This window comes from Streptomyces sp. TBY4, from assembly GCF_024213195.1.
In the GTDB taxonomy this organism is placed as follows: Bacteria; Actinomycetota; Actinomycetes; order Streptomycetales; family Streptomycetaceae; genus Streptomyces.
This window is the reverse complement of sequence record NZ_JANAVF010000013.1, coordinates 140,688-165,053: the sequence shown is the minus strand read 5'-3', so window position 1 is coordinate 165,053 and position 24,366 is coordinate 140,688. Positions and strand designations below refer to the sequence as shown.

Genomic DNA, 24,366 nt, shown 5'->3' with positions numbered 1-24,366 from the left:
GTACGCGCCCCCGCCCGGCCCTTCCGCCGCTCCCGACCGTGCGGCTCAATTCCTGTGGAGGACCTGCGTGTTCTCCACCTGAGTCGAGTAGTCCGAGTCCCAGTCGGAGCCCGAGCCGGAGTCCCCGAGCATGAATCCGAAGATCATGAGGGCGATGAACACGCAGCTGATCAGGATGCCGACCGCGCCGGTGATGATGCCGGCCAGCGCCATGCCCTCGTTGTCCGCCTCGCCGCGCTTGGCCTTTCCGCGGCCCAGGACACCGAAGATGACGGCCGGGATGCCGAACAGCAGGCCCAGGTAGCAGGTGACCACGGCGAGGATCCCGAGCACGAGCGCGGTGATGCCGAAGCCGTTGCTCTTGGGCGGGTACGGCGCGTATCCGGGGTACCCCTGGTATCCCGGATGCGCCGGGTATCCGGGCTGGACCGGCTGGGCGCCGTACGCGGACTGCTGCCCGGGGTAACCGCCGTACGGGTCCTGCGGCGCGCCCGGCTGGGACGGGTAGCCGTACCCGGCCGGATCCGGCTGCGCCGGGTAGCCGTAGGCGGGCGTGCCCCCGGGCGCCTGCCCGGGCTGGGGTGCGGGCGCGGGTGCCGGCGCGGCCTGGGGTATGCCCCCGCCGGCGCCCGGCATCCCGGTGACGGTCTGCTGGTCGTGCACGCCCGGCGTCCCGGGTGTCCCGGCCCCGCCCTGCTGCTTGCCCAGTTCGACCGCGGGCTGCTCCGGCGGCGCCCAGGGGTCTCGCGACTCGGGGCTCTGATCGGTCATACGGCGCCCCCCTCTCGTACGGCCATGCTAAGCGCTCCCTCCGACAAGCCCCTTCGGCGGTGCTGGTCCTGCCTACGATGAAGCCCGTTCCATCCGCACCGCGTCCTTCGGAGGCACCTTCATGTCCGACCTGCACCCCTTCATCGCGGGGCTGCCCAAGGCCGAACTGCACGTCCACCACGTCGGCTCGGCCTCCCCCCGCATCGTGGCCGAACTCGCCTCCCGGCACCCCGACTCCAAGGTCCCCACGGACCCCGAGGCCATCGCCGACTACTTCACCTTCACCGACTTCGCGCACTTCATCGAGGTCTACCTCTCCGTCGTCGACCTGGTCCGCACCCCCGACGACGTGCGCCACCTCACCTTCGAGGTGGCCCGCGACATGGCCCGGCAGAACATCCGGTACGCCGAGCTCACCATCACCCCGTACTCCTCCACCCGCCGCGGGATCGACGAGAAGGCCTTCATGGAGGCCATCGAGGACGCCCGCAAGGCCGCCGAGACCGAGCTCGGCGTGATCCTGCGCTGGTGCTTCGACATCCCGGGCGAGGCCGGCCTCGAAGCCGCCGCCGAGACCGCCCGCCTCGCCGTCGAACTGCGCCCCGAGGGCCTGGTCTCCTTCGGCCTGGGCGGCCCGGAGGTCGGGGTGCCGCGCCCGCAGTTCAAGCCGTACTTCGACGCCGCCCGCGCCGCCGGCCTGCACAGCGTGCCGCACGCCGGTGAGACCACGGGCCCCGAGACCGTCTGGGACGCGATCCGCGAGCTGGGCGCCGAGCGCATCGGCCACGGCACCAGCTCCACCCGGGACCCGGAGCTGCTCGCGTACCTCGCCGAGCACCGCATCGCGCTGGAGGTCTGCCCCACCTCGAACATCGCCACCCGCGCCGTCGCCACCCTGGACGAGCACCCGGTCAAGGAGATGGTGGCGGCCGGCGTGCTCGTCACGATCAACAGCGACGACCCGCCGATGTTCGGCTCCGACCTCAACAACGAGTACGCGGTGGCGGCCCGTCTGCTGGACCTCGACGAGCGCGGCCTCGCCCAGCTCGCGAAGAACGCCGTCGAGGCCTCCTTCCTCGACCCGGCCGGCAAGGCGAAGCTCACCGCCGAGATCGACACGTACACCTCCGCCTGGCTGGCTTCCTGACGCCCCAGCAGAATGGGTGCATGCGCACCCTGACTGCCGTAGGACACCGCGGGGATCCCTACCGCGTCCGCGAGAACACCCTGCCCTCGATCCGGTCCGCCTTCGAGCGGGGGGCGGACGCGGTGGAGATCGACGTACGGATGACCCGCGACGGGGTCCCCGTACTGCTCCACGACGAGGACCTCCAGCGGCTGTGGGGCCATGACGTGCGCCTGGAGGACGTCACGGCCCCGCAGTTGCGGGAGCTGACGGACGGCGGGGTCCCGACGCTGCGCGAGGCCCTGGCGGCCGCCGGTGCGGGCCGGGTCATGGTCGATCTGCCGGGTGCGACGGCCGACACCGTACGGACCGTCGTCGGCCAGGTCCGCGAGTGCGGAGCCCGTGACCGTACGTACTACTGCGCGGGTGCCGGCACCATGCTGGCGGTGCGCGCCGCCGATCCGGGCGCCGAGATCGCGCTGACCTGGACCACCCTGTCTCCCCCGCGCCGGGTGCTGATCGAGGCGGTGGCCCCGAGCTGGCTCAACTACCGGTTCGGGCTGGTCAGCCCGGAGCTGGTGGAGGCCCTGCACCGGGACGGCCTGCTGGTGTCGGCCTGGACCCCGGACACCAAGCGCTCGATGCGCGCACTGGTCAGGGCCGGGGTGGACTCCATCACGACGAACCGGGTGGACGTGCTGGGAGCCGTACGGGCCGAGCTCGGCCGGTGACAGGGGCTCGGGGGGTGACAGGGGCCCGGTGGACGGCCGGGGCCCAGCGGGTCGCAGGGGTCTGGGGCGGGCTCGGCGCGCGGATCCGGCGGGCCGGTCCGCGCAGGCAGGACCTGGGGCTGGCGCTGCTGGTGCAACTGGCCGTCACGATGCCGTTCGTGGTGCCCCGGTCGGCCGAACTGCCGCCCGCGGACTGGGCCTCGTACGGGATGACCACGCTCGGCGTGCTGCCGCTGATCTGGCGGCGGCGGGCCCCGATCGTGGTGCTGATCGCGATCCTGGCGGCCGGCGGCGCCTACAACCTGGCGGGCGACGGCCCGGGGCAGCCGCTGCCCTACGCGGGGCTGCTCGCCTTCTACACGGTCGCCCTGCAGTGCACGTCCCGGGTGCGGCTGACGGTGGGCGGGCTCACGGTCCTCACGGTCGCCCTGTCGGTGTACTGGAACACCGGGACCGCCCGCGAGCTGCTCTTCACGCTCTTCGTCTCCGGCGCCGCCTACGCGCTGGGGCGGCTGCAGCACACCCGGCAGGCGTACACGGCGGCCCTCCTGGACCGGGCGGCCCAGCTGGAGCGGGCCAACCGGATCGAGGCGGAGCAGGCGGCCGCCCGCGAACGGGCCCGGATCGCACGGGAGATGCACGACGTCCTCTCGCACGCGGTCAGCATCATGATCGTGCAGGCGGAGGCCGGTCCGGTGGCCGTACGCAGGGCCCCCGAGCGGGCCGAGGCGGCGTTCGAGGCCATCGCGGAGACGGGCCGGGACGCGATGGCCCAGCTGCGCACGATGCTGGGGGTGCTGCGCACGGACGAGGCCGCACCGCGCTCCCCGCAGCCCGGCATCGGGGAACTGGCGGGGCTGCTGGAACGGGTTCGGGCCGGCGGACCGCAGGTGTCCTACGAGCGCACCGGCTCGGTGCGCCCCCTGCCGGGGGCTCTGGAGGCGACCGTGCACCGGGTGGTGCAGGAGGCGCTGACCAATGTGCTGAAGCACTCCGGGGCTTCGGAGGTGGCCGTGCGCCTGGAGTACGGGGAGCGGGAGCTCACGGTGACGGTCACGGACGACGGGCGGGGGCCGGGCACGGCCGCGGTCCCGCGGGCGCGGGACGGAGGGCACGGCGGGCACGGCGGGCACGGCCTGATCGGGATCCGCGAGCGGGCGGCCGCCCACGGAGGGACCGCGCGGTCGGGTCCGGGACCGGACGGCACCGGCTTCGAGGTGCGGGTGGTGCTTGTAACGTCGGGCGCGGAGGTGGGGAAGTGACGATCCGTGTGGTGGTGGCCGACGACCAGGAGCTGGTGCGCAGCGGCTTCGCGATGATCCTGGACGCCCAGGAGGACATCGAGGTGGTGGCGGAGGCCGGCGACGGGGCGGCGGCGGTCGCGGCGGTACGGTCCCTCGCGCCCGACGTGGCGCTGCTGGACGTCCGGATGCCGGTGCTGGACGGGATCGGGGCGTGCCGGGAGATCTCGGCGGCGGGTTCCTGCCGGACGGTGATGCTGACGACCTTCGACTCGGACGAGTACGTCTACGAGGCCCTGCACGCGGGGGCCGCCGGGTTCCTGCTCAAGGACGTGCGGCGGGACGATCTGGTGCACGCCGTACGGGTGGTGGCGGCGGGCGAATCCCTGCTGGCCCCTTCGGTGGCGCGGAGGCTGATCGCGGAGTACACGGCGGCGACGGCCCGGCCGGCGGCCGCGGTGGCGTTGTCCGCGCAGCGGCTGGAGGTGCTGACGGCCCGGGAGCGGGAGACCCTGCTGCACCTGGGGCGGGGCCTGTCGAACGCGGAGCTCGCGGCGGAGCTGACGGTGAGCGAGCACACGGTCAAATCGCATGTGGGCAACGTGCTGTCGAAGCTGGGGCTGCGGGACCGGATCCAGGCGGTGATCTGCGCGTACGAGACGGGTCTGATCGCGGCCGGCTCTCAGGTATCTCCCTCTGGGGAGTGAGACGGCAGGGAGCTCCTGGCTCTCGGGAGCGAGTTGTCGTACCGGCAAAGACCCCTCTTGATGGTGATCCGCAACTACCCCTGTGACCAGCAGCATTGAGGTCATCGGGGCGGAAGTCGCCCGGAGAGCCGACAGGGGGATCCCACCATGAACCGAGCCACTCGCACACTGATCGCCACCGCCCTGCTCCTGGGCATCACGGCCGGTCCGGCCGCCGCGCAGGCCGCCGGGACCGGCCCGGCGGGAGTCGCGGCAGCGTCGGCTGCGGCCGCCGGGCAGCGGCCGGCGCCGCTGGTCCCGACCCCGCCGAACGCCGCGGCGCTGGAGAAGTCGATCGCGGGGCTCGGCGCGGCGCACGGGGACGCGAATGCCGCTTTGGTTCGACTCGGCGGCGCGAGCGGGAGCTGGCGGGGCGCCTCCGGGGTCTCGGACATCCGCACCGGACGCGGGCCGATCGAGGAGGGGCGCTTCCGGGCCGGTTCGGTGACCAAGGTCTTCACTGCGGCGGTGGTGCTCCAGCTCGCCGCCGAGGGCGCGCTGGACCTCGACCGCCCGGTCCGCCAGTACCTGCCCCGGAGCATCCCCGAGGCGTACCGCACGGTCACCGTCCGGCAGTTGCTCAACCACACCAGCGGGATTCCCGGGGCCGACGGTCCGGGCAACGCCTTCGAGGCACAGTGGGAGCACCGCTTCGACGTGATCGACCCGCACGACCAGATCGCCAACGCGACGGGCAAGGAGCGCGAGTTCGTCCCGGGCACGGCCCAGCACTACCTGAACATCAACTACACGGTGCTGGGCGTCCTGATCGAGAAGGTCACGGGCACGACGTACGAGAAGGCGGTCGAGGCGCGGGTACTGAAGCCGCTGGCACTGCGGGGCACCTCTTTCCCGGGTCGTTTCCAGACCCGCATACCGGGTCCGCACCACCACGGGTACCAGGCGGTGGCCCGGGAGGACGGGTCGACCGAACTGCGGGACGTGACCGAGTGGAACTCCTCGGACCGGTGGGCGGCGGGCGACATCATCTCCACCACGGCCGATCTCGAACGGTTCACCGTGGCCCTGTTCAGCGGCCGAGTCGTGCCACGGGCGCAGCTGAAGGAGATGTTCACGGTTCCGGAGGCTACGAAGGACTTCGTCTCGGGCGCCGACGCGACCCTGACGGCCGGGATGCAGCGGATCGACCTTCCCGGTGGCATCGTCGCCTGGGGCAAGACGGGCGGCCGGTACGGCTACACCACGGGGATGGGCGCAACCCGCGACCTGTCCCGCACCCTGGTGTACTCCGTCAACTCGACCGACGCCAAGGCCCAGGGGATGAACCCGGTGGCCCTCGGCATCGTGATGGCGGCCTTCGCGAAGTAGCGCGTCCTCACACGGGGACCGCGGCCGGGGCCGGGGCCCGGACGGTGTCCGCCGGCATGGCCTCCAGCCGCTTGATCATGCGCCGCAGGATCAGCAGCGGGACCACTCCGAAGACGCCGAACGACATGTCGATCACCGACCACCAGACCGGGATGCCCCGGATGGGCCCGCAGATCAGGGCCAGCGGAATGATGCCGGCGCAGGCGATCATGCCGGCCTCGACGATCCAGATGTTGCGGACCGGGTCGCGGTGGACCCCATAGAAGAACACCGCGATCACCAGGTGGGCGAAGGCCAGCCAGTCCGTTCCGTAGAGGAGGAAGGGGTATTCGGAGTCCGCCCGGTCCAAGCCGTCGCCGACCCGGCGGAGCCACTCGTTGTCCACCAGGGCGTTGGCCCAGCGGAGTTCGCTCACCAGGGGGAAGGCGGTGAGTCCGCTCAGCACGAGGCAGACGAGGAACAGGGCAAGCCAGGCACGGATCCGCCGCTGAAGGGCGCTTCTCTCGCTCATGGAAGGAAGCCTACCCATGTTTCTGAACATGTTCAGCAAAATTCCTGAACATGTTCAGTTCCGTCATCGCCAGGGCGGGACCGGGGACCCGGCCCTCAGAGGCCGACGATGCCGTTCCAGCGCTTGGCGAAGGACGAGCGCTCCGCCGAGGAGATGTCGCGGGCGACCACGAGCCGCTTGCGCATGTCCTCGTCGGGGAAGATCAGCGGGTTCTCGGCGAGTTCGGCGGTCTCCTGGTCCTCGGAGGCGGCCAGCACCTCGCGGGCGGCCGGGACCGGGCAGACGTAGTTGACGGAGGCGGCGAGCAGCGCGGCCACCTCCGGGTCGTAGTAGAAGTCGATCAGGGCTTCCGCATTGGCCTTGTGCCGGGCGAGGTTGGGGACGAGCAGGCTCTCCGCCCAGAGCTCGGCGCCCTCCTCGGGAACCACGAACTCGATGTCGGGGTTGTCGGCCTGCAGCTGGATGACGTCTCCGGAGTAGGCCTGGCAGGCCAGCACATCGCCCTTGCCGAGGTCGGAGGTGTAGTCGTTGCCGGTGAAGCGGCGGATGTGCTTCTTCTTCACCAGGCTCTCGACGTGGTCGCACATCCGGTGGAAGTCGGACTCGGTCCACCGGGTGACATCGACGCCGTTGCCCTGCATCAGCAGGGAGAAGGACTCGTCGAGGCCGGAGAAGAGGGTGACCTTGCCCGCCAGGTCCGGGTGCCACAGGTCCTTGACCGACTTGATCTCCCGGCCGAGCGCCTTGCGGTTGTAGGCGATGCCGGTGATCCCCGACTGCCAGGGGACGGTGTGCAGCCGGCCCTCGTCGAAGGCCGGGGTGCGCAGCTGCGGGTCCAGGTGCCTGGCCACGTTCGCCTGCGCCGAGCGGTCCATCTTCTGGGCCCAGCCCAGGCGGACGAAGCGGGCGGCCATCCAGTCGCTGACCACGACCAGGTCGTGCCCGGTCTGCTGGCGGTTCATCAGCGACGGGCTGATCTTGCCGAAGAACTCGTCGTTGTCGTTGATCTCCTCGGTGTACCGGACCTCGATGCCGGTCTTCTCCGTGAAGGCGTCCAGCGTCGGACGGCTGCTCTCGTCCTCTTCGTCGGTGTCGATGTAGAGGGGCCAGTTGGAGAAGGAGACGCTCCGGTCGCTCCCGGAGAGGTCCTGGCCCTCCCGCCGGCTCTCGGGGACGTAAGCGGCGGGGACACCGCAGCCGGAAAGGGCGGCCAGCACCCCCGCGGCACCGAAGCCGCGCAGCGCCGCGCGACGGGAAAAGGCGAGTTCAGGCATGGGAAGAGCCTGGTGGAACGCCGGAGGGCGGGCAATAGACATGTTGTCTACTGCCCGCCCTCTCAAAGCTGTGACCTGATCGCTGTCCCGGCCCTCGGTCAGCCGTCGAGCGAGGTCATGACGTGCTTGATGCGCGTGTAGTCCTCGAAGCCGTAGGCGGAGAGGTCCTTGCCGTAGCCGGACTTCTTGTACCCGCCGTGGGGCATCTCGGCGACGAGCGGGATGTGGGTGTTGATCCACACGCAGCCGAAGTCGAGGTTCTTGGACATCCGCATCGCGCGGCCGTGGTCCTTGGTCCACACGGAGGAGGCGAGGGCGAACTCGACGTCGTTCGCGTACGCCAGGGCCTGGTCCTCGTCCGAGAAGGACTGGACCGTGATGACGGGACCGAAGACCTCGTTCTGGATGATCTCGTCGTCCTGCTTGAGGCCGGAGACCACGGTCGGGGCGTAGAAGTAGCCCTTCTCGCCGACCTGGTGGCCGCCCGCCTCGACCTTGGCGTGGGCGGGGAGGCGCTCGATGAAGCCCGCGACCTGCTTCAGCTGGTTCGGGTTGTTCAGCGGGCCGTAGAGCACGTCCTCGTCGTCCGGCTGCCCGGTCTTGGTGTCGGCCGCGTTCTTGGCCAGCGCCGCGACGAACTCGTCGTGGATCGACTCGTGGACCAGTACGCGACAGGCCGCGGTGCAGTCCTGACCGGCGTTGAAGAAGCCCGCGACCGCGATGTCCTCGGCGGCCTTCGCGATGTCGGCGTCCTCGAAGACCACGACCGGGGCCTTGCCGCCGAGCTCCAGGTGGACGCGCTTGACGTCCTTGGAGGCGCTCTCGGCGACCTGCATGCCCGCGCGCACCGAGCCGGTGATGGAGGCCATCGCCGGGGTGGAGTGCTCGACCATGGCGCGGCCGGTGTCGCGGTCGCCGCAGACGACGTTGAAGACGCCCTTGGGCAGGATCTCGCCGATGATCTCCGCCATCAGGATGGTGGAGGCCGGGGTGGTGTCCGAGGGCTTGAGGACCACGGTGTTGCCCGCGGCCAGGGCCGGGGCGAACTTCCAGACGGCCATCATCATCGGGTAGTTCCACGGCGCGACCTGGGCGCAGACACCGACCGGCTCACGGCGGACGATCGAGGTCATGCCCTCCATGTACTCGCCGGCCGAACGGCCCTCGAGCAGGCGCGCGGCGCCCGCGAAGAAGCGGATCTGGTCCACCATCGGCGGCAGCTCCTCGCTGGCCGTGAGGCCGAGCGGCTTGCCGGTGTTCTCCGACTCGGTGGCGACCAGCTCCTCCGCGCGGGCCTCGAAGGCGTCCGCGATCTTCAGCAGCGCCTTCTGGCGCTCGGAGGGGGTCGCGTCGCGCCACGCCGGGAAGGCGGCCGCGGCGGCGGCCATGGCCTCGTCGACATCGGCCTGGCCGGAGAGGGGAGCGGTCGCGTACGCCTCGCCCGTGGCGGGGTTGACCACCTCGGTGGTCCGCCCGTCGGCGGCGTCCTTGAACTCCCCGCCGATGTAGTTGCGCAGACGACGCAGTTCGGTGGTCACTACAGCCACACTCCTGTGATCACATGTCCAGTGGTTGAGACAGCTCCCCAGCCTAGCCCCTCAGGCACCGTTTTCGACAGGCCCACACACGACGAACTACGGAATCGGTGAGATCCGACCACCGAAACAACGAATTACATCGTTCTCGCCTTGCGGAACAGACGACTCCTCGTGCACAGTGAGGTCGTGGTCAGTCGAAGCGCAGATTCCAGGAACAGACAACCGTCCCCTTCGGTCGATGCTGTGTCCCTGGCGATCATCGAGCAACTGCAGGAGGACGGCCGGCGTCCCTACGCGACGATCGGCAAGGCCGTGGGCCTGTCCGAAGCCGCGGTGCGCCAGCGGGTCCAGAAGCTGCTCGACCAGGGCGTCATGCAGATCGTCGCCGTCACCGACCCGCTCACCGTGGGGCTCCGGCGCCAGGCGATGGTCGGGATCAACGTCGAGGGAGACCTCGACCCCGTGGCCGACGCACTGACCGCCATGGCCGAGTGCGAGTACGTGGTGATGACCGCGGGCTCGTTCGACCTGATGGTGGAGATCGTCTGCGAGGACGACGACCACCTGCTCGACACGATCAACAAGAAGATCCGCACGCTCCCCGGCGTGCGATCAACCGAAAGCTTCGTTTACCTGAAGCTGAAGAAGCAGACCTACATGTGGGGAACGAGATAGCCCGTGAGCCAGGACCTCTCCAAGACCGCGTACGACCACCTGTGGATGCACTTCACCCGCATGTCGTCCTACGAGAACTCGCCCGTCCCCACCATCGTGCGGGGTGAGGGCACCTACATCTTCGACGACAAGGGCAAGCGCTACCTGGACGGTCTCGCCGGACTGTTCGTGGTCAACGCCGGTCACGGCCGCAAGGAACTGGCCGAGGTCGCCTACAAGCAGGCCCAGGAACTCGCGTTCTTCCCCATCTGGTCGTACGCGCACCCCAAGGCCGTCGAGCTCGCCGAGCGCCTCGCGCACTACGCCCCGGGCGACCTGAACAAGGTCTTCTTCACCACCGGTGGCGGCGAGGCCGTCGAGACCGCCTGGAAGCTCGCCAAGCAGTACTTCAAGCTCCAGGGCAAGCACACCAAGTACAAGGTCATCTCCCGCGCGGTCGCCTATCACGGCACCCCGCAGGGCGCCCTGTCCATCACCGGTCTGCCGGCCCTCAAGGCCCCCTTCGAGCCGCTGGTTCCCGGCGCGCACAAGGTGCCGAACACCAACATCTACCGCGCCCCGATCTACGGCGACGACCCCGAGGCCTTCGGCCGCTGGTGCGCCGACCAGATCGAGCAGGAGATCCTGTTCGAGGGCGCCGACACCGTCGCCGCCGTCTTCCTGGAGCCGGTGCAGAACGCCGGTGGCTGCTTCCCGCCGCCGCCCGGGTACTTCCAGCGGGTCCGCGAGATCTGCGACGAGTACGACGTGCTGCTCGTCTCCGACGAGACGATCTGCGCCTTCGGCCGTCTGGGCACGATGTTCGCCTGTGACAAGTTCGGCTACGTGCCGGACATGATCACCTGCGCCAAGGGCATGACCTCGGGCTACTCCCCGATCGGTGCCTGCATCATCTCGGACAAGCTCGCCGAGCCGTTCTACAAGGGTGACAACACCTTCCTGCACGGCTACACCTTCGGCGGACACCCGGTGTCCTCCGCGGTGGCGCTCGCCAACCTCGACATCTTCGACAAGGAAGGCCTCAACCAGCACGTGCTGGACAACGAGGACGCCTTCCGCTCGACGCTGGAGAAGCTGCACGACCTGCCGATCGTCGGCGACGTCCGCGGCAACGGCTACTTCTACGGCATCGAGCTCGTCAAGGACAAGGTCACCAAGGAGTCCTTCACGGACGAGGAGACCGAGCGCGTGCTCTACGGCTTCCTCTCCAAGGCGCTCTTCGAGAACGGCCTGTACTGCCGCGCCGACGACCGTGGCGACCCGGTCATCCAGCTGGCCCCGCCGCTGACCGCCGACCAGGGCACCTTCGACGAGATCGAGGGCATCCTGCGCCGCGTGCTCACCGAGGCCTGGACCAAGCTCTAACCCAGCCGGTCCTCCCACCGTCCCGCAGGCGGCAAACTGCCGGACCACACGGCCCGGATCCCCCGTTCGAGTGAGAACGCGGGGGTCCGGGCCGTGTGCTGTCACCATTCAAGACGTTCATCTCTTTACATCTCATTGCGGTGCCAGTGACCAAGCGGGCTCCGCTTCGTTCCCCCGGACGGAGGTGTACGCCATGGTGGCTCCACGGGACAACGCTCCGCCGGACAGTGCCCTGCCGCAGGACGATCTGCTCTGGGCACGGTCCCTTCACTACTCCCACAGCGGCTCACCCGGGCTCATCGGAGTCTCGGTCGGCGTCCGCGCGGGAGAGGTCCTCGCCGTGACCGGGCCCCGGGGCAGCGGCAAGACCACGCTGCTGCGCTGCCTGTCCGGACAGCTGCGGCCCGAGCAGGGCGAGGTCTGGTTCAACAGCGTCCCCGTGCACACCATGGGAGCCCTGGCCCGCGAGCGGCTGCGCCGCGACCGCTTCGGCTGGATCGGCCCCGAGCCGGGGCTGCTGCCCGAGCTCCGGGTCTGGGAGAACGCCGCCCTGCCGCTGCTGATCTCGGGGGCGAGCCACCGCACCGCCAAACGGGCTGCCTGCGAATGGCTGGACCGCCTCGACATCGGCGCCTTCGCCCGCAAGCACCCCGGCGCCCTCAACCGGGCCGAGTCCCAGCGCGTCGCCCTCGCCCGCGCCCTCGCCCACCTGCCCGCCGTGGTCTTCGCCGACGAGCCCACGGCCCCGCTGCACCGCGCCGAGCGCGCCCTGCTCCTGCGCACCCTCACCACGGCCGCCCGCTCCCACGGCATCACCGTGCTGCTGGCCACCCACGAGGAGGAGACGGCGGCCGTCGCCGACCGGCGGTTCGCCCTGCTCGACGGACGCCCCGCCGCCGCGGCCGCCTCTGCCGGGCTCTCTCCCGCCTCCTTCCCCCAGCCCCCGGAGGACCAGGCCGCGTGCTCGCTCTCCGCCTAGCCCGCGGCTCCCGGCCGCTGGTCCAGCTGCGCCGGCTGCTCGTCGCCGCCGCCTCCGCCGGCAGCGGCTTCCTGTTGCTGTACGTGCTCGCGCAGGCCACGGCCAAGCCCGCCGGATCGTTCCCTCAGCTGCTGTGGGCCCTGGTCCCCCTCGCCGTCACCGTCCAGTTCGCCGTCGCCGTGGCCCGTACCGACCCCGCGGCCCGGCCCCTGGAGGGGATGGACGCCGCCGGGCTGGGACCCGTACGGCTCACCCTGGTCGCGACGATCTCCACCGCCGTGGCCTGCGCCCTCGGCAGCGCCGTGGCCCTGGCCGTCTTCCTCCACCTGCGCGGGGACGTGACCGGCCTGCCCTTCGACGGAGCCGGGGCCGGGCTGCTCCACGCCGAACAGCCCCTGCCCGTGGCGGCCGCCCTCACCCTGCTGGCCCTGCTCCCGCTGGCCGCCTCGCTCGCCACCGCGCTCGCCCTGCGCCCGCACACCCGGCCCGCGCCGCAGACCGCGCTGCCCTGGGGCATCGCCCTCACCGCCTGCGGACTCGCCGCGCTGGCCTACTCCCGCCCCGGCGGGATCGGCATGCCGACGGGCTGGGCGCTGACCGCCCTCGGACTCGCCCTCGCCGGCCCGGGCCTGGCCTACGCCTGCGGGGCGCTGGTCCAGGCCGTCCGCCCGGGCGCGCTCCGGCTGCTGGCCGGACGGGCCCTCCAGGAGGAGGCCCCCCGCCTGGGCGCACCCCTCGGGGTCCTGTGCGCCGTCGGGGCGGGCGCCCTCAGCGCCGTGGCCCTGCGCGACCACGGCGGGCTCCAGGTCCCGCTCGGCCCGCTGACCACGCCCGCCGCCGCCCTGGTGGCGCTGTGCGCGGCTGCGACCCTGCTCACCTCCGCGGTCGAGGTCCACCAGGCCCGGACCGCCGCCCGCGAGACCCTGACCGGCCTGGGGGCCCCGGGCAGGGTCCTCCGTACGGCCGCGACCGTACGGGCCACCGCGCTGGTGGCGGTGTGCCTGCCGCTCAGCTGGGGTGTGTCACAGCTGACGTCACTGGCATTGACCCGCTGAGGCGGGCAGCCCTTAGGGTGGGCCGGATGGTCAACCGATACCCCGACTCCAACGACATCGAGATCGAGACCCTCGCCGAATTCGACCGGGTCGTGGCACGCGGCTCGCTCAGCGGCTACCGGATCCAGTCGGTCAACCTGCTGGAGCGGACCTTCGCCCTGCTGTCCGCCGACACCTCGGCCGCCGTGTTCCTGGGCTGCGCGATGGAACCGGACGCCTCGGTCAAGGTGCGCGCGGACGGCGCCCTGGTCTTCCCGCCCGTGCCCGACCTGCCGTTCAACCCCTACCGCGGCCTGCTCTACACCGCCGAGGAGCTCTTCACCGGGCTGTCCGCCGGCTACGAGGCCACCCCTGACGCCGAGGCGTACGCCTGGTTCCAGGAGACCAAGGCCGACGGCGACATCTACTCCTCGATGCTGCGGTCCATCCACGACGACGCCATCTCCGACGCCCTCGACGAACACCTCGCCGGCGCCCGCGTCGTCGGGGTCATGGGCGGCCACGCGATGGCCCGCGGCGGGGACGCCTACCGGGGCGCCGCCGAGCTCGGCCGGACGCTGACCCGCTCCGGGCTGACCGTGGCCACCGGCGGCGGCCCGGGCGCGATGGAGGCGGCCAACCTCGGCGCGTACCTCGCCCCGGCCCCCGACGAGGCCCTGCCCGAAGCCCTGCGGATGCTGGCCAAGGCCCCCTCCTTCACCCCCTCCGTCTCCGACTGGGCGCTCGCGGCCTTCGCCGTACGGGAACGCTGGCCGGCGGTCACCGGCGGCGACTCGGTGGGCATCCCGACCTGGTTCTACGGACACGAGCCGCCGAACCCCTTCGCCGGGCACATCGCCAAGTACTTCGCGAACGCCACCCGCGAGGACGGACTGCTCGCCCGGTCCAACGCGGGCGTGGTCTTCCTGCCCGGCGCGGCGGGCACGGTCCAGGAGATATTCGACAACGCGACGCCCAACCACTACGAGTCCCGGGGCGAGCCGACCCCGATGGTCCTGGTCGACCGCGCCCACTGGACCGAACGGCTGCCCGCCTGGCCGCTGCTCCAGGCCCTGGCGCGGGGCCGGGCGATGGAGTCCCGGATCGCCCTGGTCGACTCGGTGACCGAGGTCCCGGCGGCCCTCGCCGCAATGAGCTGACCCGGCCAGGCAACTTCAGACCCGTTTCACACGTCTGGAAGAGGTACGCACTACGTAAAACCTGCCAGACGTGAACGGAGCCCTCGGGTGCTCATAGGCCTGCTGACCGCTATCGCGGCGTCCATCTGCTACGGCACGGGATCCGTCCTCCAAGCCGTGGGCTCCCGGCGGGCGGCCCGGATGTCGCCCGCCGCCGCCGGGGTCACCCAGCACGGCGGCCCGAACCTCACCTCCACGGCGAAGGCCGCGATGACCTGGGAGTTCATCGTCGGCACGATCCTGGACTTCGTGGGCTTCGGCCTGGGCGCCCTGGCCGCGCGGCTCCTGCCGCTGTTCCTCTCTCAAACCGTCATCAGCGCCAACCTGGTGATCACCGCCGTGCTCAGCGTGAAGATGCTCGGCATCCGGCTGACCCGCAAGGAATGGACCTCCATCGGGGTCGTCTGCGCGGCCCTGGTCCTGCTGGCGACGGCGGCGGGCCACGAAGGCGGCCACTACGCGCCGGCGGCCACGCACTGGTGGCTGCTGGGGGTGACCGCGCTGATCATCGTGGGCGGCACGGTGGCCGTACGGTTCCTCGGCGCGCGGGCCGCGATCCTGGCGGGCCTGCTGTCGGGTCTGGCGTTCGGCGCGCTGGGCGTCGGGGTCCGCATCCTGAACGGCGTCGAGCCGTTCTCGTTCACCGCCCTCCTCTCCGACCCGGCCCTCTACGCCATCGTCCTGGCGGGGGTCGGCGGCATGTACCTCCACACGGTGGCACTCCAGATCGGCTCGGTGAACGGCGCCACCGCGGCCCTGGTGGTCGGCGAAACCGTACTCCCGGGCGCCATCGGCGTCCTCTGGCTCGGCGACGCCTCCCGCCCCGGCCTGGCCTGGCTGGCGGTCCTGGGCTTCGTCCTGGCGGTAACGGGCGCCGTCGCAGTCGCCTGGTACGGCAACCACGAGGGCGCAGAAGCGGACACCCCCGCCGAACCGGTCCCGGTCGCCTAACCCTGCGGGGCTGTCCCCTACCCGCCCCGCGCGCAGCCCGGGGAACGGGCGAAGGGCGGGTAGGGGACTCCGCCCCAGGCAGCGGCCCTACTCCCCCGGCAGCACGACCACCTCGCCCGGGGCGAAGGCCACCGAGACCCGGTCCCCGACCGCCGGCGCCCCCTCCAACCCGCACTCCGCCTCCAGCACGGGCCCGACCCCCGGCCGCAACGACAGCGCGACATGCGTCCCCCGGAAGGTCCGCGACACCACCTCGCACCCCAGCCCCTCGGGCACCAGCACAACCCCGGCCGGCCGGATCAGCACCCGCCGCTCCCCCTCCGCCGCCCCGGCCGGAACCGGGACCTCCCCCCACGGAGTCACCGCCACCCCACCCGAAAGCACCGCCGGCACCACGTTCTCGAAGCCCAGGAACCGCGCCACGAACTCCGACGCCGGCCGCTGCCATACCTCCAGCGGAGTCCCCGCCTGCGCGATCCGCCCGTCCCGCATCACCACGACCCGGTCGGCCAGCGCGAACGCCTCGCCCTGGTCGTGCGTGACGGCCAGCACGGTCGTGCCCAGCCGCGAGAACAGCCCCCGCAGCTCCACCACCAGCCGCTCCCGCAGCCCGCGGTCGAGCTGCCCGAGCGGCTCGTCCAGCATCAGCAGCCGCGGCGACGGCGCCAGCGCCCGCGCCAGCGCGACCCGCTGCTGCTCGCCGCCGGACAGCGAGGCCACCGCCCGGCCCTCCGCCCCGGGGAGCCCGACCAGCTCCAGGAGCTCGGTGATCCGGGCCTCGGAGGACTGCTTCGGCGCCCCCCGCATCCGCAGGCCGAAGGCGACGTTCCCGCCCACGTCCCGGTGCGGGAACAGCTGGTGGTCCTGGAACATCAGGCCCACCCCCCGCCGGTGCACGGGCACCGCCGCCTGGTCCGCGCCGCCCAGCAGCACCCGCCCGCCGGCGACGGGCTGGAGCCCGGCCACCACCCGGAGCAGAGTGGACTTGCCGCTCCCGCTCGGCCCCAGCACGCACACGGTCTCGTGCTCGGCGACCGCCAGGTCCACGGCGTCCACGACCGCGCGCTCACCGAAGCGGACCGACACCCCTTCCAGCTGAAGCAGGGTCATCAGAACTCTCCGGAGGTCTTGTCGGGTCGCAGCCGCTCCAGCAGGAGCAGGGACACCGCGCACGTCAGCATCAGGATCGTGCTCAGGGCCATCGCCTGGCCGTAGTTCATCTCCCCGGCCCGCCCCAGCAGCCGCGCCACGGCGACCGGCAGCGTCGGATGGTCGGGCCGCGCGATGAACACGGTCGCCCCGAACTCCCCGAGGGACACGGCGAAGGCGAAGCCCGCCGCGATCAGCAGGGCCCGCCGCACCATCGGCAGGTCCACCTCCCGCCAGGCCCGCAGCGGTGAGGCGCCGAGCACGGCGGCGGCCTCCCGGAGCCGTCCGTCGACCGCGCGGAGCACCGGCAGCATGGTCCGTACGACGAAGGGAACGCCCACCAGCGCCTGGGCCAGCGGCACCAGGATCCACGAGGTCCGCAGGTCCAGCGGCGGCTCGTCGAGGGTGATGAGGAAGCCGAAGCCGACGGTCACCGCCGACACCCCCAGCGGGAGCATCAGCAGCGCGTCGAAGCCCCGTACGAAACGGCCCGCGCGGCGGGTCAGCGCCGCGGCCGCGAGCCCGCCGACGACCAGCGCGATGGCGGTGGCGGCGAGCGCGTACTGCAGGGAGTTCCAGATCGCCTCCAGCGGCGGCACCAGGAACGTTCCGCCGCCGGCGCCCACCTCCTGGAGCGCCCGGTAGAAGCCGAACCCGTAGCCGCCCGGGGCGTCGAGGGAGCGTTCCACGAGCACCCCGAGCGGGAGGACGATCAGCAGCGCCACCGTCAGCAGCACCCCGCCGAGCAGGGTGCGCTGGGCCCAGCCCCGCGGCCGGTGCGTGGTCCTGCCCGGGTCGACGAGCCGCAGCGCGGTCTCCCGCTTGCGCACGGTCCAGGCGTGCACGCCGAGGATCCCGCCGATGGCGGCGAACTGCACCATCGTCAGCACGGCGGCCGTCGGCAGGTCCAGGAGCTGCGCGGTCTGCCGGTAGACCTCCACCTCCAGGGTGGAGTACGCGGGCCCGCCCAGGATCTGCACGACGCCGAAGGAGGAGAAGGTGAAGAGGAACACCATCAGCGAGGCGGCGGCCACCGCCGGGACCAGCGCGGGCAGCGTCACCCGCCGCCAGGCGGCGAACCGCCCGGCGCCCAGCACCCGGGCGGCCTCCTCCTGGCGCGGATCGAGCTGCGCCCACAGGCCGCCGACCGTGCGGATGACCACGGCGTAGTTGAAGAAGACGTGCGCGAGGAGGATCGCCCAGACGGTCGTGTCGAGGCGGATCCCCCACACCTCGTCCAGCAGACCGTTCCGCCCTACGAGCGCCAGGAACGCGGTGCCGACCACGACGGTCGGCAGCACGAACGGCACCGTGACGAGCGCCCGGAGCAGCTGCTTGCCGGGGAACTCGAAGCGCGCGAAGACGTACGCGCCGGGGAGTGCGATCAGGAGCGTGAGCGCCGTGGACGCGAGCGCCTGCCAGGTGGTGAACCAGAGCACGTCGCCGATGTCGGGCCGGGCCAGCACCTCGCCGATCCGGCCGAACTGCCAGCCGGCGTCGGTCTTGAGCCCGCGCCCGACGATCGCGGCGACGGGGTACGCGAAGAACAGCCCGAAGAAGACGAGCGGCACGGCCATCAGACCGAGCCTGACGGCCGTGGCCCGCCCGCTCTCCTTCGCAGCCTTGCTCACCCGTCCTACTTCACGACGAGGGTGGACCAGGTCTTGACCCACTGGTCGCGGTTCTTGGCGATGGCCTCCGGGGCGACCGTCTCGGGCTTCTCGATGACCACGCCGTGCTTGGTGAACAGCTCGGGCAGCACCGCGTCCTTGGTCACCGGGTTCACGAACATCTGGAGCGGCATGTCCTCCTGGAACTTCTTGGAGATCAGGAAGTCCAGGAGCGCCTTGCCGCCCTCCTCGTTCTTCGCGCCCTTGAGCAGGCCCGCGAACTCGGTCTGCCGGAAGCACGTGCCCGTCGCGACGCCCGTCGGGGCCTCGGCCGGCTGCGGGTCGGCGTAGAGGACCTCGACCGGCGGGCTGGAGGCGTAGGAGACGACCAGCGGGCGGTCGCCCTTGGCCTTCTTGCCGCCCGCCGAGCCGGAGAAGCGCTCGTTGTAGGCCTGCTCCCAGCCGTCGACGACCTCGACGCCGTTGGCCTTCAGCTTGGTCCAGTAGTCCTTCCAGCCCTCGTCGCCGTACTTGCCGACGGTGGCGAGGAGGAAGCCGAGACCGGGCGAGGAGGTCGAAGCGTTCTCGGCGACGAGGAGGTTCTTGTACTCCGGCTTGATCAGGTCGTCCAGCGTCTGCGGCGGGGCGATCTTCTTGTCGGCGAAGTAGGCCTTGTCGTAGTTCACGCAGATGTCGCCGGAGTCCACGGGGGTGACCCGGTGCTCCTTGTCGAGCACGAACTCGGGCTTCACCCCGGCCAGCCCCTTGGCCTCGTACGGCGTGAAGATGCCGTTCTCCAGGGCCCGGGAGAGGAGCGTGTTGTCCACGCCGAAGAAGACGTCGCCGCGCGGGGAGCCCTTGGTGAGGATCTCCTGGTTCAGCGCCGCGCCCGCGTCGCCGGACTTCAGGACCTTGACGGTGTAGCCGCTCTGCTGCTCGAACTCCTTGAGGACCGTGTCGGTCACGTTGAAGGAGTCGTGCGAGACGAGGGTGATCGTCTTGCTCTTGGGGGCGTCGGTCGCCCCGGCGGACTTGTCCTTGGCTTCGCCGCCGCAGGCGCTGAGCGTGGTGACGCCGAGCGCGGCCGCGAGCGCGACGCCCGCCATCTTCTTGGTGGTGCTCACTGGTGAATTCCTCCTGGGATGTCCAGGAGAAGACGCGGCCCCGCCCGGCGCTCTGTGGAGCGGACGCCGGGCAGGGCGCAACAGCTTGAGTGATGACCGAACTTCCTACCCCGAATGACCGGGGCGAGGTTCAGAGGGTCTGCGGTGACGGTTACCGCACTCTCAGCGCTGTGGCGCTCCCCTGTCGGAATATGAAATTTGGTTCGGCCACAGGGTACCCCGTGGCCGAAAGCAAACCTTAACTGGCGGAAATCGCGAGGATCAGCGCTCCGAGGCGGCGAGCTGGCCGCACGCGCCGTCGATCTCCTGGCCACGGGTGTCGCGCACGGTCACCGGGACCCCGTGGCGGGCGATGGCCTCGACGAAGGCCTTCTCGTCCTCGGGCCGCGAGGCGGTCCACTTCGAGCCCGGCGTCGGGTTCAGCGGGATCAGGTTGACGTGCACGCGCTTGCCCTTGAGCAGCCTGCCGAGCAGGTCTCCGCGCCAGGCCTGGTCGTTGATGTCGCGGATCAGGGCGTACTCGATGGAGATCCGGCGGCCGGACTTCTCCGCGTACTCCCAGGCCGCGCCGAGCACCTCGCGGACGTTCCAGCGGGTGTTCACGGGGACCAGGGTGTCGCGCAGCTCGTCGTCCGGGGCGTGCAGGGAGACGGCGAGGCGGCACTTGAAGCCCTCGTCGGCGAAGCGGAGCATCGCCGGGACCAGGCCCACGGTGGAGACGGTGATCCCGCGCTGGGACAGGCCCAGGCCGTCGGGCTCCGGGTCGGTGAGGCGGCGGATGGCGCCGACCACGCGGTTGTAGTTGGCGAGCGGCTCGCCCATGCCCATGAAGACGATGTTCGACAGCCGGGCCGGCCCGCCGGGGACCTCGCCGTCGCGCAGGGCGCGCATGCCGTCGACGATCTGGTGGACGATCTCCGCCGTCGACAGGTTGCGGTCGAGACCGGCCTGGCCGGTGGCGCAGAACGGGCAGTTCATGCCGCAGCCGGCCTGCGAGGAGATGCACATGGTGACCCGGTCCGGGTAGCGCATCAGTACGGACTCGACGAGCGTGCCGTCGTGCAGCTTCCACAGGGTCTTGCGGGTGGTGTCGTCATCGCAGGAGATGTGGCGGATGACGTTCATCAGGTCCGGCAGCAGCTCCTGCTGGAGCTTCTCGCGGGAGGCGGCCGGGATGTCGGTCCACTCGGCCGGGTCGTGCGCGTACCGGGCGAAGTAGTGCTGGGAGAGCTGCTTGGCCCGGAAGGGCTTCTCACCGATCGCGGCGACCGCCTCCCGGCGCTCCTCGGGGGTGAGGTCGGCGAGGTGCCGGGGCGGCTTCTTCGCTCCCTTGGGGGCGACGAAAGTGAGCTCTCCCGGAACAGGGCGGGCCATGGCAGGTACTCCTTGTAAGACGAAAGGCGCGCCGCAGAAGCAGCGCGCCTTCCAAGAGTAACCGCCCCGCCTGTACGGGCGTCTTTTCGCAGGTCAGCCGGTACCGACGAACAGGGCGAGCAGCAGCCACACCACCGGGGCCGTCGGCAGCAGCGAGTCCAGCCGGTCCATGATGCCGCCGTGGCCCGGCAGCAGGGTGCCCATGTCCTTGATCCCGAGATCCCGCTTGATCATGGATTCCCCGAGGTCACCGAGGGTGGCGCTGACGGCGACGGCGAAGCCGAGCACCAGGCCCTGCCACCAGACGCCCCCGTCGATCAGGAACTCCATGCACAGCGCGCCGACCCCCATCGCGAAGGCCACCGCTCCGAAGAGCCCCTCGCGGGTCTTTCCGGGGCTGATGCGCGGGGCGAGCTTGGTCTTGCCGAAGCGCCAGCCGACCGCGTAGGCCCCGGTGTCGCTGACCACCGTCAGGAGCAGGAAGGTGATCACCCGCTGCGGCCCGTCGTCGGCGGTGAGCAGCATCGCGACGAACGTGGCCAGGAAGGGCACGTAGAACGCCGCGAAGGCACCCGCCGTGACGTCCTTGAGGTAGTCCTCGGGCGGCTCGGTCATCCGCCAGACGAGGACCGCCAGGACCGTCAGCGCCATGGCCACCCAGGCGCCCTCGGCCCCGCGGACGTATCCGGCGATGACCATGGCCGCGCCGCCGATGGCGAGCGGGACCAGCGGGGCCTTGATGCCCTTCTTCTCCTGGAGCCGGGAGGTGAGCTCCCACAGGCCGACGACGACCGCCACGACGACGACGCCGACGAAGACGGCCTTGACGATCAGCAGCGAGGCGAAGATCACCGCGCCGAGGCCCACTCCGACCCCTATGGCGGCACGCAGGTCCCGCCCGGCACGCTTCTTCTGAGGCGGTGGCGAGGCGTCCTGCGGTGCCGGCGAAGGCGGCGTCGGCGGGGGGCTGGGCATGGGCTCCTGCGGCGGCGTATCGGCGCGGAAGAGGGAGCCGCCGTCAGCGGCGGCCCCCCGATCGCGTGCTTCCCGGTCGTCGAAGTCACGGCCGGCGGCATCGGGCACGATGGGCATGGGCCGAGTGTGCGGGCCCACCAGCGCATCGTAGGCGGGACCCGCCGGAACCGGCTCCGGCTGCCAGGAAGTGTCGTTCATCAGACTTCGAGGAGCTCGGCTTCCTTGTGCTTCAGGAGCTCGTCCACCTGCGCGACGTACTTCGCGGTGGTGTCGTCGAGCTCCTTCTCGGCGCGGCGCACCTCGTCCTCGCCGGCTTCCTTGTCCTTGACGAGCTTGTCGAGGGCGTCCTTCGCCTTGCGGCGGACGGCGCGGATCGAGACCTTGGAGTCCTCGGCCTTGGTGCGCGCGACCTTGATGTACTCCTTGCGGCGGTCCTGCGTCAGCTCGGGGAAGGTCACCCGGATGATGCTGCCGTCGTTGCTGGGGTTGACGCCCAGGTCGGAGTCGCGGATGGCCGTCTCGATGTTGCGCAGGGCGCTCTTGTCGAACGGGGTCACGATCGCCATGCGCGGCTCGGGGACCGAGAAGGAGGCGAGCTGGTTGATGGGCGTGATGGCGCCGTAGTACTCCGCCACGATCTTGTTGAACATCGCCGGGTGCGCACGACCGGTGCGAATCGCGGCGAAGTCTTCCTTGGCGACGACGACGGCCTTTTCCATCTTCTCCTCGGCCTCGAGGAGGATCTCTTCGGTCACCACGTGCTCCTGCATGTCAGAAAATGGATGGTTCAGGCGGACGGGGGCCTGCTCAGGCCCGGGTGCCCTGGTCGCTCACGAGCGTGCCGATCTTCTCACCCTTGACGGCGCGCGCGATATTGCCCTCGGCCAGCAGCTCGAAGACCAGGATCGGCAGCTTGTTGTCGCGGCACAGCGTGATGGCGGTGGCATCGGCGACCTTGAGGTCGCGCGACAGCACCTCGCTGTACTCCAGCGCGTCGAACTTCACCGCGTCCGGGTTCTTCTTCGGGTCGGAGTCGTAGACCCCGTCGACGCCGTTCTTGCCCATGAGCAGGGCTTCCGCGTCGATTTCCAGGGCGCGCTGGGCGGCCGTGGTGTCGGTGGAGAAGTAGGGCATGCCCATGCCGGCGCCGAAGATGACGACGCGGCCCTTCTCCAGGTGGCGCACGGCGCGCAGCGGGATGTACGGCTCGGCGACCTGGCCCATGGTGATGGCCGTCTGGACGCGGGAGTCGATGCCTTCCTTCTCCAGGAAGTCCTGGAGGGCGAGGCAGTTCATGACCGTGCCGAGCATGCCCATGTAGTCGGACCGGGCCCGGTCCATGCCGCGCTGCTGGAGTTCGGCGCCGCGGAAGAAGTTTCCGCCGCCGATCACCACGGCGATCTCCGCGCCGTCGCGGACCACCGCGGCGATCTCGCGGGCGATGGCGTGGACTACGTCGGGGTCGACGCCCAGTCCTCCGCCACCGGAGAAGGCCTCGCCCGACAGCTTCAGCATGAAGCGGCGGCCCTTCTTGTCCTGGTCGCTCTTGTCGTCGGAAGCGGTGTGGGTGTCCACGCCCTGATTCATGGAGATCTCCTCGTGCACATACGAAGAAGGCCATTGCCGGTGGGTCCTCGCGGTTCCCTCTACGGCAATGGCCTCCTCGTCAGATCTGCGGTCGCCCTGCGCGAACGCGGGCGACTGCTTCAGACCCTACCGGGGTCCGGTGTCCGTCGCGTACGGACGGACTCAGATGCCGACCTTGATGCGCGAGAAGCGCACCAGGGTGACACCGGCCTCGTCCAGAACCTTCTGGACGGACTTCTTGGCGTCCAGGGCGTACGCCTGGCCGAGCAGCGTGTTGTCGCGGAAGAAGCCGTTGACACGACCCTCGACGATCTTCGGCAGCGCGGCTTCCGGCTTGCCCTCGGCGCGGGTGACCTCTTCGGCCACGCGACGCTCGGACTCGACGACCTCGGCCGGAACGTCCTCGGCGGACAGCCACTTCGGCGCGAACGCGGCGATGTGCTGCGCGACGCCGCGGGCGACCTCGGCGTTCTCCTTGTCGAGCTCGACCAGGACGCCGATCTGGAACGGCAGGTCGGGCATCGTGCGGTGCATGTACGCCGAGACGTAGCCGCCGGTGAACTGCGCGAAGCGGTCCAGGACGATCTTCTCGCCGAGGTTGGCGTTGGCCTCGTCGACGAACGCCTGCACGGTCTTGCCGGGGGCGATCTCGGACGCGAGCAGCGCCTCGATGTCGGCCGGGGAGGTCGCTGCGACGTGCGCGGCGAGCTCCTCGGTGACGGCCAGGAACTTGTCGCCCTTGGCGACGAAGTCCGTCTCGCACTTCAGCTCGACGAGGACACCGGAGGTGTTGTCGTCGGAGATGAGGGAGACGACGGCACCGTTCTCGGCAGAGCGGCCCTCGCGCTTGGCGACGCCCTTCTGGCCCTTGATACGGAGCGCCTCGACGGCCTTGTCGACGTCGCCGTCGGCCTCGACCAGAGCGTTCTTGCAGTCAAGCATGCCGACGCCGGTGAGCTCGCGGAGCTTCTTGACGTCAGCGGCGGTGTAGTTCGCCATGAGTCTGTGATTCTCTCTCGAAGTCGTAGATCTACGGGTGAACGGCGGAGGAGGCACGCTTGTGGCGTGCGGCTCCCC

Annotated in this window: 23 protein-coding genes and 1 riboswitch; of the genes, 11 read left to right on the top strand and 12 right to left on the bottom strand. The window is 70.9% G+C overall.

All coding sequences use genetic code 11. From position 1 onward, the window contains the following. Positions 1-45: 45 nt before the first annotated feature. On the bottom strand, positions 46-771 hold the full coding sequence (locus NLX94_RS27660) for a DUF4190 domain-containing protein (RefSeq protein WP_254385802.1): 726 nt from the start codon (positions 769-771) through the stop codon (positions 46-48). 121 nt (positions 772-892) lie between these two features. Between NLX94_RS27660 and NLX94_RS27655 the strand changes: the two genes are divergently transcribed. From NLX94_RS27655 to NLX94_RS27635, 5 genes are all read left to right on the top strand, one after another. After that, positions 893-1,918 (top strand): adenosine deaminase, encoded by a 1,026-nt coding sequence (locus NLX94_RS27655; RefSeq protein ID WP_254385801.1) that lies wholly within the window; start codon positions 893-895, stop codon positions 1,916-1,918. A 20-nt stretch (positions 1,919-1,938) separates the two neighbouring features. Next, on the top strand, positions 1,939-2,628 hold the full coding sequence (locus tag NLX94_RS27650; protein ID WP_254385800.1) for a glycerophosphodiester phosphodiesterase: 690 nt from the start codon (positions 1,939-1,941) through the stop codon (positions 2,626-2,628). A gap of 14 nt (positions 2,629-2,642) precedes the next feature. Next, a complete protein-coding gene (locus NLX94_RS27645) occupies positions 2,643-3,890 on the top strand; it encodes a sensor histidine kinase (RefSeq protein ID WP_374684034.1) in 1,248 nt (415 codons plus the stop codon). Next, a complete protein-coding gene (locus NLX94_RS27640) occupies positions 3,887-4,576 on the top strand; it encodes a response regulator transcription factor (protein WP_254385799.1) in 690 nt (229 codons plus the stop codon). Before NLX94_RS27645 ends, NLX94_RS27640 begins: the two co-directional genes overlap by 4 nt. A 147-nt stretch (positions 4,577-4,723) precedes the next feature. After that, entirely contained in the window at positions 4,724-5,944 is a 1,221-nt protein-coding gene (locus NLX94_RS27635) for a serine hydrolase (protein WP_254385798.1), read from the top strand. A gap of 7 nt (positions 5,945-5,951) precedes the next feature. Here the strand turns inward: NLX94_RS27635 and NLX94_RS27630 are convergent, their stop codons facing one another. The 3 genes from NLX94_RS27630 to NLX94_RS27620 form a co-directional block, all read right to left on the bottom strand. Further along, positions 5,952-6,455 carry a hypothetical protein gene (locus NLX94_RS27630; RefSeq protein WP_254385797.1) on the bottom strand — a complete coding sequence of 168 codons (504 nt, stop codon included), beginning with the start codon at positions 6,453-6,455 and terminating at the stop codon, positions 5,952-5,954. Positions 6,456-6,550: 95 nt separating this feature from the next. Further along, entirely contained in the window at positions 6,551-7,729 is a 1,179-nt protein-coding gene (locus tag NLX94_RS27625; RefSeq protein WP_254385796.1) for a PotD/PotF family extracellular solute-binding protein, read from the bottom strand. Between the two features lie 98 nt (positions 7,730-7,827). Then, entirely contained in the window at positions 7,828-9,267 is a 1,440-nt protein-coding gene (locus tag NLX94_RS27620; protein WP_254385795.1) for a gamma-aminobutyraldehyde dehydrogenase, read from the bottom strand. Positions 9,268-9,438: 171 nt separating this feature from the next. Between NLX94_RS27620 and NLX94_RS27615 the strand changes: the two genes are divergently transcribed. From NLX94_RS27615 to NLX94_RS27590, 6 genes are all read left to right on the top strand, one after another. Continuing rightward, on the top strand, positions 9,439-9,942 hold the full coding sequence (locus NLX94_RS27615; RefSeq protein WP_254385794.1) for an Lrp/AsnC family transcriptional regulator: 504 nt from the start codon (positions 9,439-9,441) through the stop codon (positions 9,940-9,942). A 3-nt stretch (positions 9,943-9,945) separates the two neighbouring features. Next, entirely contained in the window at positions 9,946-11,307 is a 1,362-nt protein-coding gene (locus NLX94_RS27610; protein WP_254385793.1) for an aspartate aminotransferase family protein, read from the top strand. 193 nt (positions 11,308-11,500) lie between these two features. Then, positions 11,501-12,286 carry an ABC transporter ATP-binding protein gene (locus tag NLX94_RS27605; protein ID WP_254385792.1) on the top strand — a complete coding sequence of 262 codons (786 nt, stop codon included), beginning with the start codon at positions 11,501-11,503 and terminating at the stop codon, positions 12,284-12,286. Beyond that, complete coding sequence (locus tag NLX94_RS27600; RefSeq protein ID WP_254385791.1) at positions 12,268-13,341, top strand: hypothetical protein; 1,074 nt, start codon at positions 12,268-12,270, stop codon at positions 13,339-13,341. Before NLX94_RS27605 ends, NLX94_RS27600 begins: the two co-directional genes overlap by 19 nt. 26 nt (positions 13,342-13,367) lie before the next feature. Continuing rightward, on the top strand, positions 13,368-14,480 hold the full coding sequence (locus NLX94_RS27595) for an LOG family protein (protein ID WP_254385790.1): 1,113 nt from the start codon (positions 13,368-13,370) through the stop codon (positions 14,478-14,480). 87 nt (positions 14,481-14,567) lie between these two features. Continuing rightward, a complete protein-coding gene (locus NLX94_RS27590; RefSeq protein WP_254385789.1) occupies positions 14,568-15,470 on the top strand; it encodes a hypothetical protein in 903 nt (300 codons plus the stop codon). Positions 15,471-15,557: 87 nt separating this feature from the next. Here the strand turns inward: NLX94_RS27590 and NLX94_RS27585 are convergent, their stop codons facing one another. The 8 genes from NLX94_RS27585 to tsf all read right to left on the bottom strand — a co-directional run bounded on the left by NLX94_RS27585 (position 15,558) and on the right by tsf (position 24,288). Further along, positions 15,558-16,580 carry an ABC transporter ATP-binding protein gene (locus tag NLX94_RS27585; RefSeq protein WP_254385788.1) on the bottom strand — a complete coding sequence of 341 codons (1,023 nt, stop codon included), beginning with the start codon at positions 16,578-16,580 and terminating at the stop codon, positions 15,558-15,560. Then, complete coding sequence (locus tag NLX94_RS27580; RefSeq protein WP_254385862.1) at positions 16,580-18,196, bottom strand: iron ABC transporter permease; 1,617 nt, start codon at positions 18,194-18,196, stop codon at positions 16,580-16,582. The genes NLX94_RS27585 and NLX94_RS27580 overlap by 1 nt, the downstream gene beginning before the upstream one ends. A gap of 59 nt (positions 18,197-18,255) precedes the next feature. Then, positions 18,256-19,353 carry a thiamine ABC transporter substrate-binding protein gene (locus NLX94_RS27575; protein WP_254385787.1) on the bottom strand — a complete coding sequence of 366 codons (1,098 nt, stop codon included), beginning with the start codon at positions 19,351-19,353 and terminating at the stop codon, positions 18,256-18,258. 84 nt (positions 19,354-19,437) lie between these two features. Further along, positions 19,438-19,546, bottom strand: a riboswitch (TPP riboswitch). Positions 19,547-19,614: 68 nt separating this feature from the next. After that, positions 19,615-20,727: a 23S rRNA (adenine(2503)-C(2))-methyltransferase RlmN gene (gene rlmN, locus NLX94_RS27570; protein ID WP_254385786.1), complete on the bottom strand. Its 1,113-nt coding sequence runs from the start codon at positions 20,725-20,727 to the stop codon at positions 19,615-19,617. Positions 20,728-20,820: 93 nt separating this feature from the next. Then, the gene (locus NLX94_RS27565) at positions 20,821-21,900 is read right to left on the bottom strand and encodes a phosphatidate cytidylyltransferase (protein WP_254385785.1); all 1,080 of its coding nucleotides are present in this window, start codon (positions 21,898-21,900) and stop codon (positions 20,821-20,823) included. Next, entirely contained in the window at positions 21,900-22,457 is a 558-nt protein-coding gene (gene frr / locus NLX94_RS27560; protein ID WP_254385784.1) for a ribosome recycling factor, read from the bottom strand. The genes NLX94_RS27565 and frr overlap by 1 nt, the downstream gene beginning before the upstream one ends. A 52-nt stretch (positions 22,458-22,509) precedes the next feature. Next, positions 22,510-23,289, bottom strand: a complete 780-nt coding sequence (gene pyrH / locus NLX94_RS27555; protein ID WP_250743872.1) for a UMP kinase — start codon at positions 23,287-23,289, stop codon at positions 22,510-22,512. A gap of 162 nt (positions 23,290-23,451) precedes the next feature. After that, on the bottom strand, positions 23,452-24,288 hold the full coding sequence (tsf, locus tag NLX94_RS27550; RefSeq protein WP_254385783.1) for a translation elongation factor Ts: 837 nt from the start codon (positions 24,286-24,288) through the stop codon (positions 23,452-23,454). Between the last annotated feature and the right edge of the window lie 78 nt (positions 24,289-24,366).